At 56.8% G+C, this 11,765-nt stretch carries 12 protein-coding genes and 1 tRNA gene; 7 read left to right on the top strand and 6 right to left on the bottom strand.

Going from position 1 to position 11,765, the window contains the following annotated elements; all coding sequences use genetic code 11:
* Nucleotides 1-3: 3 nt before the first annotated feature.
* From fucI to fucR, 4 genes are all read left to right on the top strand, one after another.
* A complete protein-coding gene (gene fucI, locus H7R76_RS05265) occupies nucleotides 4-1,779 on the top strand; it encodes an L-fucose isomerase (protein WP_182930102.1) in 1,776 nt (591 codons plus the stop codon).
* 100 nt (nucleotides 1,780-1,879) lie between these two features.
* Complete coding sequence (gene fucK, locus H7R76_RS05260; protein ID WP_182967152.1) at nucleotides 1,880-3,298, top strand: L-fuculokinase; 1,419 nt, start codon at nucleotides 1,880-1,882, stop codon at nucleotides 3,296-3,298.
* A gap of 1 nt (nucleotide 3,299) precedes the next feature.
* Complete coding sequence (gene fucU / locus H7R76_RS05255) at nucleotides 3,300-3,722, top strand: L-fucose mutarotase (RefSeq protein WP_106925996.1); 423 nt, start codon at nucleotides 3,300-3,302, stop codon at nucleotides 3,720-3,722.
* A gap of 58 nt (nucleotides 3,723-3,780) precedes the next feature.
* On the top strand, nucleotides 3,781-4,521 hold the full coding sequence (gene fucR / locus H7R76_RS05250) for an L-fucose operon activator (protein ID WP_106925994.1): 741 nt from the start codon (nucleotides 3,781-3,783) through the stop codon (nucleotides 4,519-4,521).
* A gap of 63 nt (nucleotides 4,522-4,584) precedes the next feature.
* Here the strand turns inward: fucR and rlmM are convergent, their stop codons facing one another.
* The 4 genes from rlmM to H7R76_RS05230 form a co-directional block, all read right to left on the bottom strand.
* On the bottom strand, nucleotides 4,585-5,685 hold the full coding sequence (rlmM, locus tag H7R76_RS05245; RefSeq protein ID WP_182967150.1) for a 23S rRNA (cytidine(2498)-2'-O)-methyltransferase RlmM: 1,101 nt from the start codon (nucleotides 5,683-5,685) through the stop codon (nucleotides 4,585-4,587).
* Complete coding sequence (locus H7R76_RS05240; RefSeq protein ID WP_049850475.1) at nucleotides 5,678-6,073, bottom strand: DUF423 domain-containing protein; 396 nt, start codon at nucleotides 6,071-6,073, stop codon at nucleotides 5,678-5,680. Before H7R76_RS05240 ends, rlmM begins: the two co-directional genes overlap by 8 nt.
* A gap of 22 nt (nucleotides 6,074-6,095) precedes the next feature.
* On the bottom strand, nucleotides 6,096-7,013 hold the full coding sequence (gcvA, locus tag H7R76_RS05235) for a glycine cleavage system transcriptional regulator GcvA (RefSeq protein ID WP_106925990.1): 918 nt from the start codon (nucleotides 7,011-7,013) through the stop codon (nucleotides 6,096-6,098).
* Nucleotides 7,014-7,365: 352 nt separating this feature from the next.
* Nucleotides 7,366-7,593: a YgdI/YgdR family lipoprotein gene (locus H7R76_RS05230; RefSeq protein WP_106925988.1), complete on the bottom strand. Its 228-nt coding sequence runs from the start codon at nucleotides 7,591-7,593 to the stop codon at nucleotides 7,366-7,368.
* A 191-nt stretch (nucleotides 7,594-7,784) separates the two neighbouring features.
* On the opposite strand from H7R76_RS05230, the gene csdA reads away from it, so the two are divergent.
* Nucleotides 7,785-8,990, top strand: coding sequence for a cysteine desulfurase CsdA (gene csdA / locus H7R76_RS05225; protein WP_182967148.1), 1,206 nt, complete (start codon nucleotides 7,785-7,787; stop codon nucleotides 8,988-8,990).
* On the top strand, nucleotides 8,990-9,439 hold the full coding sequence (gene csdE, locus H7R76_RS05220) for a cysteine desulfurase sulfur acceptor subunit CsdE (RefSeq protein ID WP_182930100.1): 450 nt from the start codon (nucleotides 8,990-8,992) through the stop codon (nucleotides 9,437-9,439). The genes csdA and csdE overlap by 1 nt, the downstream gene beginning before the upstream one ends.
* Here the strand turns inward: csdE and tcdA are convergent.
* Nucleotides 9,424-10,236 carry a tRNA cyclic N6-threonylcarbamoyladenosine(37) synthase TcdA gene (gene tcdA / locus H7R76_RS05215; protein ID WP_182967146.1) on the bottom strand — a complete coding sequence of 271 codons (813 nt, stop codon included), beginning with the start codon at nucleotides 10,234-10,236 and terminating at the stop codon, nucleotides 9,424-9,426. The genes csdE and tcdA overlap by 16 nt on opposite strands.
* Before the next feature lie 107 nt (nucleotides 10,237-10,343).
* Nucleotides 10,344-11,441, bottom strand: coding sequence for a murein transglycosylase A (gene mltA / locus H7R76_RS05210; protein WP_106925980.1), 1,098 nt, complete (start codon nucleotides 11,439-11,441; stop codon nucleotides 10,344-10,346).
* Between the two features lie 208 nt (nucleotides 11,442-11,649).
* On the opposite strand from mltA, the gene H7R76_RS05205 reads away from it, so the two are divergent.
* Nucleotides 11,650-11,726, top strand: a tRNA-Met gene (locus H7R76_RS05205).
* The last annotated feature ends 39 nt before the right edge of the window (nucleotides 11,727-11,765 follow it).

Below are 11,765 nucleotides of genomic sequence, written 5' to 3'. Positions count from 1 at the left end.
GTCATGAAAAAAATCAGCTTACCGAAAATTGGTATCCGCCCAGTGATTGATGGTCGTCGCATGGGAGTGCGCGAGTCGCTGGAAGAACAAACCATGAATATGGCCCGCGCCACCGCCGCGCTGCTGACGGAAAAACTCCGCCACGCCTGCGGCGCGCAAATTGAATGCGTGATTGCCGACAGCTGTATTGCCGGAATGGCTGAATCAGCCGCCTGCGAAGAAAAATTCAGCAGCCAGAACGTGGGCGTCACCATTACCGTCACGCCGTGCTGGTGCTACGGCAGTGAAACCATCGATATGGACCCGATGCGTCCGAAGGCCATCTGGGGCTTTAACGGCACCGAACGCCCGGGGGCCGTTTATCTCGCCGCGGCGCTGGCCGCACACAGCCAGAAAGGCATTCCCGCCTTCTCCATTTACGGCCACGACGTGCAGGACGCCGACGATACGTCCATTCCTGCGGATGTCGAAGAAAAGCTGCTGCGCTTTACCCGCGCGGGCTTAGCGGTGGCCACCCTGAAAGGCAAAAGCTACCTCTCCGTCGGTGGCGTATCGATGGGGATTGCGGGTTCCATCGTCGACCATAACTTCTTCGAGTCCTGGCTGGGGATGAAAGTCCAGGCGGTCGACATGACCGAACTGCGTCGTCGCATTGATCAGAAAATTTATGATGAAACCGAGCTGGAAATGGCGCTGGCCTGGGCGGATAAAAACTTCCGCTATGGCGAAGATCAGAACGCCCAACAGTACAAGCGCAACGAAGAGCAAAGCCGCGCGGTGCTTAAAGAAAGTCTGCTGATGGCCATGTGCATCCGCGACATGATGCAGGGTAATGAAAAGCTGGCTGAAAAAGGGCTGGTTGAGGAGTCGCTCGGCTATAACGCCATTGCGGCGGGCTTCCAGGGGCAGCGCCACTGGACCGATCAATACCCGAACGGCGATACCGCCGAAGCGCTGCTCAACAGTTCCTTTGACTGGAACGGGGTGCGTGAACCCTTTGTTGTCGCCACCGAAAACGACAGCCTGAACGGCGTTGCGATGCTGATGGGGCATCAGCTAACCGGCACCGCTCAGGTGTTCGCCGACGTCCGTACCTACTGGTCCCCTGAGGCCGTAGAACGCGTGACCGGGCAAGCGCTTAGCGGGCTGGCCGAACACGGTATCATCCACCTGATTAACTCCGGCTCTGCGGCGCTGGACGGTTCGTGTAAACAGCGCGGCAGCGACGGAAAACCGACGATGAAGCCACACTGGGAAATCAGCCAACAGGAGGCCGATGCTTGCCTGGCCGCCACCGAGTGGTGCCCGGCGATCCACGAATATTTCCGTGGCGGCGGATTCTCTTCCCGTTTCCTGACCGAAGGCGGCGTACCGTTTACCATGACCCGCGTGAATATCATTAAAGGCCTTGGCCCGGTACTGCAAATCGCCGAAGGCTGGAGCGTCGAGCTGCCAAAAGAGATGCACGACCAGCTTGATGCACGCACCAACTCCACCTGGCCAACCACCTGGTTTGCCCCACGGTTAACCGGCAAGGGGCCATTTACCGATGTCTATTCCGTGATGGCTAACTGGGGCGCAAACCACGGCGTACTCACCATCGGTCACGTCGGTGCCGACTTTATTACCCTTGCATCCATGCTGCGTATTCCGGTCTGTATGCATAACGTGGAAGAGTCGGCTATCTATCGCCCTTCCTCCTGGGCCGCGCACGGCATGGACAGCGAAGGCCAGGATTATCGTGCCTGCCAGAACTACGGCCCGCTGTATAAACGTTAATGCGGCTTTGCCCGGTGGCGCAAGCTTACCGGGCCTGCGGGTGTGTGAGCCGTAGGCCGGATAAGCGCAGCGCCATCCGGCGACGTTTATGGAGTTATATATGAAACAAGACGTTATCCTGGTCCTCGACTGCGGTGCTACCAACGTCCGGGTGATTGCCGTCAACCGGCAGGGGAAAATTGTCGCCCGTGCCGCCACCGCAAACGCCAGCGAGATCGCCGTCGAGAATAGCGCCTGGCACCAGTGGTCGCTTGAGGCTATTTTGCAACGCTTTGCGGACTGCAGCCGAAAGCTGACGGCTGAGCTCTCATCCTGCCAGATTCGGGGAGTGACGGTGACGACCTTCGGCGTGGACGGTGCGCTGGTTGATGAACACGGTAAGCTGCTCTACCCGGTTATCAGTTGGAAATGCCCACGAACCGCAGCCGTCATGGAAAATATCAGCCGTTTAATACCCGAGCAGCGGCTTCAGGCCATCTCAGGCGTCGGCGCGTTTGCGTTCAACACGCTCTATAAAATGGTGTGGATAAAAGAGAATCATCCGCAGCTTCTTGAACAGGCGCACGCCTGGCTGTTTATTTCATCGTTGATAAATCATCGCCTGACGGGCGAGTTCACCACCGATATCACCATGGCGGGTACCAGCCAGATGCTGGATATCCACCAGCGAGATTTCAGTGCAGACATTATCCAGGCCACCGGCCTGCCGCGTCGTCTGTTCCCACGGCTGGTTGAAGCGGGAGAGTACATTGGCACGCTGCAATCCGATGCCGCAAACTTGCTCGGTCTTCCCGCCGGTATTCCGGTTATCTCTGCCGGCCACGACACCCAGTTTGCCCTCTTTGGTGCAGGTGCCGGCCAGGATGAACCGGTCCTCTCGTCCGGTACGTGGGAGATCCTGATGGTGCGTAGCGCCAGGGTTGATACGCCGCTGCTGAGCCACTACGCCGGCTCAACCTGCGAGCTCGATAGCCTGCCAGGGCTGTATAACCCCGGGATGCAGTGGCTGGCGTCGGGCGTACTGGAGTGGGTACGCAAACTGCTGTGGACGGAAGAGACGCCGTGGCAAACGCTGATTGAGGCCGCTCGCCTCGTTCCCGCGGGAGCAGAAGGGGTAAAAATGCACTGCGACCTCCTCGCCTGCCAGAACGCAGGCTGGCAGGGTGTCACCCTCAACACCACGCGCGGCCATTTTTACCGCGCAGCACTTGAGGGGCTAACCGAACAGCTGGCCCTGAACCTTCGGACGCTGGAAAAAATTGGTCATTTCAACGCCACTGAACTGCTGCTGGTCGGCGGTGGCAGCCGCAATGCGCTATGGAACCAGATCAAAGCCAATATGCTCGACATCCCTATCAAGGTGCTCGACGACGCAGAAACCACGGTGGCGGGCGCTGCAATGTTCGGCTGGTTCGGCGTCGGCGAATTTACCAGCCCCGAGCAGGCACGAGCGCAGGTGCACTATCAATACCGCTACTTCTATCCGCAAACTGAACCCGAACTTATTGACGGAGTGTGAGATGCTAAAAACGATTTCCCCTTTAATCTCGCCCGAACTGCTGAAAGTGCTGGCTGAAATGGGCCACGGCGATGAAATTATTTTTTCTGATGCCCATTTCCCCGCCCACAGCATGGGGCCACAGGTTATTCGTGCCGATGGGCTGAAGGTCAGCGACCTGCTGCAGGCTATTATTCCGCTGTTCGAACTCGACAGTTACGCGCCGCCGCTGGTGATGATGGCAGCGGTCGAGGGGGATGCGCTCGATCCCGCCGTCGAGACTCGCTATCGCGAGGCGCTATCCTGCCCGTCCCCTTGCCCGGAGATCAGCCGTATTGACCGCTATGCGTTTTATGAACGTGCGCAAAAAGCCTTTGCGATCGTTATCACAGGTGAGCGCGCTAAGTACGGGAATATTCTTTTAAAAAAAGGAGTAACGCCGTAATCTCTTGCCGGTGCGCCCGCCCAATGCGGGCGCGTATCGAATGATGGGGTGAGAAAAGATGAAAGCGGCACGCCAGCAAGCGATAGTAGATCTGTTAATTCAGCATCAAAGCCTGACGACGGAAGCGTTATCCGCTCAGCTTAACGTCAGCAAAGAGACTATTCGCCGCGATCTCAGCGAGCTCCAGGCGCAGGGCAAAGTGCTGCGCAATCACGGTCGCGCCAAATACCTCCACCGGGAAAACCAGGACAGCGGCGATCCTTTCCATATGCGCCTGAAGAGCCACTTCGCGCACAAAGCCGATATTGCCAGAGAGGCACTCAGCTGGATCGAGGCAGGCATGGTGATCGCACTGGACGCCAGCTCCACCTGTTGGTATCTGGCGCGGCAGCTTCCCGATATTGATATTCAGGTCTTTACCAACAGCCAGCCGATTTGTCTGGAGCTGGGCAAGCGCGAACAGATTCAGCTTATTAGCTCCGGCGGTAAGCTTGAGCGTAAGTACGGCTGCTACGTTAACCCTTCGCTTATTTCACAATTAAAGCCATTGGAAATCGACCTGTTTATCTTTTCCTGCGAAGGGATAGACGGCCACGGCGCGCTGTGGGATTCCAACGCCATCAACGCCGACTTTAAGTCCACGCTGCTCAAGCGCGCGTCACAGTCTTTACTGTTGATTGATAAGAGTAAATTTAATCGCTCGGGGGAAGCGCGGATTGGGCATCTGGATGACGTGACGCATATTGTGTCTGACGAAGTAGGCCTGATAAGCGCAGCGCCATCAGGCAATTCGCCATAACTTCACGGTATCGCTGCGCTTGTTATTGCCGGATGGCGGCTTCGCCTTATCCGGCCTACCTTATTAACGTTCGTCGCGACGCCCGCCAACCGCAGCCCACAGGCGGCGCACGTGGACGGTCACTTCTTCACGGTCATGGTACAGCTGTCGCGCCTGAATCTGCGCATTAATGCCGTGTTCGTCCAGTTTGGCCTGGATGTGCGCCAGGTTCTGCGACAGCTCCTCATAGCGCTTTTTCATCGGCAGCTTCAGGTTGAAGATGGTCTCGCGGCACCAGCCGTTGGCCAGCCATTCAGCCATCAGCGCGGCGACTTTCGCCGGCTTCTCTACCATGTCGCACACCATCCACGAGATGTTGTTGCGCGTCGGGCGGTAGCGGAAGCCATCTTCACGCAGCCAGGTCACCTGGCCGGTGTCCATCAGGCTTTGCGCCATCGGGCCGTTATCCACGGAGGAGACCCACATGTTGCGCTTCACCAGTTGATAGGTCCAACCGCCAGGGCAGGCACCCAGATCGACCGCGTACATGCCGTTTGCCAGACGTTCATCCCACTCATCGGCCGGGATAAAGACGTGGAACGCCTCTTCCAGCTTCAGGGTTGAGCGGCTTGGCGCATCGGCCGGGAACTTCAGGCGTGGAATACCCATGTAGAACGGCGAGTTATTGTTGCTATAGGAGTACCCGGTATAGCAGCAGCCCGGCGCGATAAAGAACACGTGCACCACCGGACGCTTAGTGGTTTCGTACGGCGCCAGCACGTTAGCTTCGCGTAGCGCAGCACGCAGCGGCACGGTGAATTTACGGCAGAACTTCATCAGCTCTTTGCTTTCGTTGGTGTCTGCCACTTCCACGCGCAGATCGCCACCTTTCTCCACCACGCCTTGCAGCATGCCGACAACCGGCGTTACGCGGTCTTCGGCAGGTAAATCTTTCAGCAGTTCGCCAACCACAATCATCTGGCGGGCAAACACCAGCGAGCTAAACGGCAGCTCTCGCGCCAGCTTGTCGGCGTCCCCTTCCTGATAACATTCGAAAATCACATAGCCGGAGTTATCTTTGACGCGCGCAAAGCCATATACCTCGCGGCGACCGGCTTTATCGGTAATTTCCGCAGCACACTCTTTCTCAAACCCAGGGCGGCAATACAGCACAACCTTATTCATGAACAACACCCTTACGCTTAAGTCGAATAGCACCAATTAACATCAAAACCCAGCCGGCAAGGAAACTGACGCCGCCGACCGGGGTAACAAACGCCCACAGGCGTAAATGCGAGAGCGCAAGGCAGTACAGGCTGCCGCTGAACAGCACGGTTCCCAGCGCCAGGAACACGCTGCTCCAGTAGAACCAGATACTGATCCGACGCTGCATGGCAACCGCCAGGCCAAAGATGGCCAGCGTGTGAAACGCCTGGTATTCCAGACCGGTCTGGATCCACCCCATTTCAACAACGCCGAGTGATTTACTCAGCACATGTGCGCCAAACGCGCCCAGTGCCACAAAGATGAAGCCGCTGATGGCGGCAAAAATCAGCATAAAACGGCTGGTCATGATGGTCTTACCCTAAATTCATTTATTGTTCGTAACGGAAACGAAAAGTTTCTTGCTCATGGGCCGCTTTCGCCAGAATCCACTGACGAAAGGCCGCTATTTTACCCAGTTCTGCCTGACTGTCATGACAAACCAGATAAAAAGCGTTCTTACTGACCAGAACATCATTAAACGGGCACACCAGACGGCCTGCCTCTATCTCTGACTGCGCCATGACGTTATTGGCCAGCGCAATCCCCTGTCCGTGGATAGCAGCCTGAAGCACCATGGCGCTGTGGCTGAAGATCGGTCCCTGTTGTACGTTAATATGGGTGAGCCCCAGCTGGCGCGTATACGTTTGCCAGTCGCGGCGGGAGGCGTCGTGCAGCAGCGTGTGCTTGGCCAGGTCGGCAGGCGTTTTTAACGCCTTTTCGCCGGTGAGCAGCAAAGGGGAACAAACCGGGAGCAGATACTCAGCGTACAGTTTTTCTACCCGCAGCCCCGGCCAGTTGCCGCGACCGTAAAAAATTGCCACGTCGACATCGTCCGCCAGCTTGTCTTCCTGACGGTCTACCGCCTGGATTCTGACGTCGATTCCCGGATAAGCTGAGTTAAAGCTTGAGAGGCGCGGCACCAGCCATTGAATGGCGAAACTGGGCAATAAACTCACGGTTAACGCCCCTTTAGCGCTTCGTGCCTGTAGTTTACGCGTTGCCTCTGTTAATTGCGAAAAGATCTCTTTGATATCCTGAAAATAGCTCTGTCCCTCTTCGGTCAACAGCAGTGAGCGATTGCGGCGGCGAAACAGTTTCAGCCCCAGAAAATCCTCGAGAGACTTGATTTGGTGGCTTACTGCGGCCTGCGTCACAAAAAGCTCATCGGCCGCGCGGGTGAAGCTTAAATGACGCGCGGCTGCATCAAATACACGTAATGCATTAAGAGGTGGCAAACGCTTTGACATGGTCCCAGAACCCAATTGTTAATTGAATTTAACAAATAGGAAACAACAGTTAACCTATTAGTTTTTTTTATCTGAGCCATTATAATTTGTCCGTTGAGCTTCTACCAGCAAATACCTATCATGGCGGCACTTCCTGAGCCGGAACGAGAAGCTTTTTTCGGAATGCGTGTTCTGAAGGGCTTTTGGCTTACGGTTGTGATGTTGTGTTGTTGTGTTTGCAATTGGTCTGCAATTCAGATCACGGTAGCAAAGCTACCCTTTTTCACTTCCTGTACATTTACCCTGTCTGTCCATAGTGATTAATGTAGCACCGCCTGATTGCGGTGCTTTTTTTTGCCCGGACGATCGCCCCTTATTTCTCCAGTGCGACCATCTCTTTCACTTCGCTGTGATTAATCTGCTGTTTCACACCGTTCGCATCTTTATACGAAATCAAACCGGTATCATTATCCGTCTGCGGTTTCCCTTCAGACACGATGCTTCGACCATCATTAGTGTGTATCACGTAGTTCGGCCCAGCGCAGGCGCTCAGCGCGAAAGTCAGCATACAGGCAGAGATAATGGCGGCAGTCTTTTTCATTTTTTCTCCTTACAGCGACTTATGCTATTCAATATTAGATTAACAACAGGGATTAATTTTTCCCCAACACTAAACAGCATAAGACACTGACGCGGCTGCGTATGCAGTTCCGGATAATTCCGACGATGAGCACAAGCCTTGTATCAACGCGCATTTTGCGCGACGATCTCCTTATTGATATGAGGAATTCCATGAACGCCTTCTCCCCAGCACAGTTTCGCTCCCAGTTTCCCGCCCTGCATGATGCCGGGGTGTACCTTGATAGCGCCGCCACCGCGTTAAAGCCACTGGCGGTGATCGAGGCGACACATCATTTTTATTCGCTCAGCGCGGGTAACGTGCACCGCAGCCAGTTTGCCGAAGCCCAGCGCTTAACCGCGCGCTATGAGGCTGCTCGCGAGCAGGTAGCCCGCTGGCTGAACGCCCCGAGCGGCAAAGACATTGTCTGGACGCGCGGCACCACCGAGGCCATCAATATGGTGGCCCAGTGCTACGCCCGCCCGCGTCTGCAGCCGGGCGATGAGATTATTGTGAGCGTGGCCGAGCACCACGCTAACCTGGTGCCATGGCTGATGGTTGCCGAGCAGACCGGCGCAAAGATTGTGCAGCTGCCTCTCGGCACCGATCGTCTGCCGGATGTCGAGCAACTGACGACGCTCATCACCCCGCGCAGCCGCATTCTGGCGCTGGGGCAAATGTCGAACGTGACCGGTGGCTGTCCGAATTTATCGCGCGCCATTGCCCTCGCCCATCGGGCAGGCATGGTGGTGATGGTGGACGGAGCCCAGGGGGCGGTGCACTTCCCCGCCGACGTTCAGGCGCTGGATATCGACTTCTACGCTTTTTCCGGCCATAAGCTCTACGGGCCCACCGGCATCGGCGTGCTATACGGTAAAAGCGAACTGCTGAATGCCATGAACCCATGGCTCGGCGGCGGCAAAATGATTAGCGAAGTGACCTTCGACGGTTTCACCACTCAGCCGGTGCCTTATCGTCTGGAGGCCGGTACGCCAAACGTTGCCGGAGTGATTGGTCTCAGCGCGGCGCTGGAGTGGCTGTCCGATATCGACATGGTACAGGCCGAATCCTGGAGCCGGGGTCTGGCGACGCTTGCGGAGGAAGAACTGGCAAAACGCCCGGGCTTCCGCGCTTTCCGCTGCCAGGACTCCAGCCTGCTGGCCTTTGATTTTGCTGGCGTTCACCACAGCGATATGGTGACGCTGCTGGCCGAATACGGCATCGCCCTGCGCGCCGGTCAGCACTGCGCTCAACCGCTGCTGGCGGCGCTGGGCGTGAGCGGTACGCTGCGCGCCTCGTTTGCCCCTTACAATACGCAGGACGACGTACAGGCGCTGGTCAGCGCCGTCGACCGTGCGCTCGAACTTCTGGTGGACTAATGACGACGTCTTCACTCGCCGGGCACCCGTTCGGCACCACCGTAACCCCAGATACGTTACGAAAACAGTTTGCGGCGCTTTCGCAGTGGGAAGAGAAATACCGCCAACTGATCCTATTAGGAAAACAGCTTCCAGCGCTGTCGGAAGATCTAAAAGCGCAAGCGCGCGAGATCCCCGGCTGCGAAAACCGCGTCTGGCTGGGTTATACCCAGGCGCCAGACGGCACGCTGCACTTCTTTGGCGATAGCGAAGGAAGGATTGTACGTGGGCTGCTGGCGGTGCTACTGACGGCGGCAGAAGGCAAACAGCCAGCGGAGATTCTGGCAGACGATCCGCTCAACCTGTTTGATGAACTGGGGCTACGTGGTCAACTGAGCGCCTCTCGCTCTCAGGGCCTGATGGCCCTGAGCGAGGCCATGATAGAAGCCGCGCGTCAGACGCTAGCCTGACGCTCCGCTTTCGCCAGCATCTTTTTCAGCGCATGGGACACCGCGACAAAACCAAAGGTTGCGGTCACCATGGTCGCCGCGCCAAAGCCCGAGGCGCAGTCCATGCGTTTAGGGCCCTCAGCGGTGCTTTTCATGGCACACACTGACCCGTCAGACTGCGGGTAGACCAGCGCTTCGGTGGAAAACACGCAGTCCACACCCAGCTTACCTTTGCTGTTCTTCACCACGCCAAATTCGCTTTTCAGCCGCTCACGCAGCTTGGCCGCCAGCGGGTCCTGAATGGTTTTCGCCAGATCGCTGACCTGAATCTGCGTCGGGTCGATTTGCCCGCCCGCCCCGCCGGTTGTGATCAGCGGCACTTTATAGCGACGGCAGTAAGCAATCAGCGCCGCCTTCGGCCGCACGCTGTCGATAGCGTCCACCACGTAGCTGTAGCCTGCGCCCATGTACTCGGCGACGTTATCCGGCGTGACGAAATCATCCACCACGGTGACGCGGCACTCAGGGTTTATCAGGCGAATACGCTCGGCCATCACTTCCGCTTTCGCCAGCCCGACGTTGCCACCAAGGGCGTGGATCTGACGGTTAGTGTTGGTAACGCACACGTCATCCATGTCGATAAGCGTGATCGCACCGATGCCGGTACGCGCCAGCGCTTCCGCCGCCCAGCTGCCTACGCCACCAATACCGACCACGCACACATGCGCGTCAGCAAAGACCTGTAGCGCTTTTTCACCGTACAAACGTGCCGTGCCGCCAAAACGCTGGCGCCAGGCGTCACTGATAACCACAGACATAAAACCTCAAATTCATAAATTTCGCGCGATATTACCGCCTGATGGCGGCTACGCCTTATCAGGCCTACTCAATCATGTAGGCCGGATAAGCGAAGCGCCATCCGGCACTAGCCGCTAAACACATTCCCGCCGTTAGACGCTGTCTTCAGCACCCACACGCGTCCGTAGTGATTATACCAGCCTGCGCGATGCCCGGCATCCGGGCCGATGCCCTGGTAGATATCGAAGTGCTGGCCTTTAATCGCGCCGCCGACGTCCAGCGCCACCATCAGACGCAGCTCATACTGGCCGTTAAACTTGCCGTTGTTATCCAGTTGCGGAACTTCAGCCAGCAGCGTCGTGCCCGGCGGAATCACGTTGCGGTCGGCGGCGACCGACGCTCGGCCCACCAGCGGTACGGCGCTGGCGCCTTTTACCGGCGCAAAGGACTGCGGTTTAAAGAAGACGAACGACGGGTTTTGCTCCAGCAGCTCGCGCACTTCCGCTTCGCTGTGGGTTTCACCCCAATGGCGAATCGCCTGCATCGACATGTCTTCGCGCTTCACTTCGCCGCGGTCGATCAGCACTTTGCCAATGCTTTTATATGCCCAGCCGTTTTTCCCTGCGTAGCTAAAGAAGTTCAGCGGCGAGCCGTCGCCGAAATCAATATAGCCGCTGCCCTGTACGTCCATGATGAAGTTATCCATCAGCGAGTTGCTGTAGGCAAGAATGTAGTCATCACTCAGCTGTCCGGCGTAAATGCCGGCGCGGGAAGGCAGCTTACCGCGCTTAGGCGGCATGCGGTAAATCGGGTACTGGAATTCGCCCTGTCGCGTATGGCGCGCCTCAACCACCGGCGTGTAGTAACCGGTAAACTGGACGTTACCGTAGTTATCTGTCCCTTCCATCTGCCAGGCATCAAGACCGTACTGGCGCAGGGTGCGGGTATCGCCGCCGGCGAGCAGCCACTGCTGCACGGCGCTATAAACGTTGCTCTGGTTGCCGTAAAGGCGCGGAGAGGCGTTTCGGATATGGCCGACCTGCTGCGCAAAGTCGCCGGCATTAATCGGCGCGCCCACGGCATCAGGCTGGTTGACTAAAGAGAAAGGCTGGGTGAATTTCCCGTCTTTATACTGTTGACCGCGATCGGTCGGTTTTGACGAACAGGCGGCCAGCATTGCCAGCATTGCGCCCGTTGCCACATATTTAACCCAACGTCCTTTCATGGTGTCTTGTATTCCGCATAATCGTAAGTGCCCGCTGAAGATAACAAACCGCCAGGGGTATTGAAATGCGATCGCGCATGCTTGTCATAATTACGTACAAAAAACAGGCAAATTGTGTCGTATACGTACAAGTCATAAAAAAATGAGTGATTTATCTCAAAAATGGGTTGCAACAAATGCTCAGCAGAGTATAGTGCGCATCCACGGACGCGGGGTGGAGCAGCCTGGTAGCTCGTCGGGCTCATAACCCGAAGGTCGTCAGTTCAAATCTGGCCCCCGCAACCAATTAAAATCAGAAGCAGTAACGTTACTCGATGGAAGAGT

It is taken from the genome of Klebsiella sp. WP8-S18-ESBL-06 (assembly GCF_014169755.1).
Lineage (GTDB): Bacteria > Pseudomonadota > Gammaproteobacteria > Enterobacterales > Enterobacteriaceae > Kluyvera > Kluyvera ascorbata_B.
This window is presented reverse-complemented; position numbering and strand designations above follow the sequence as displayed.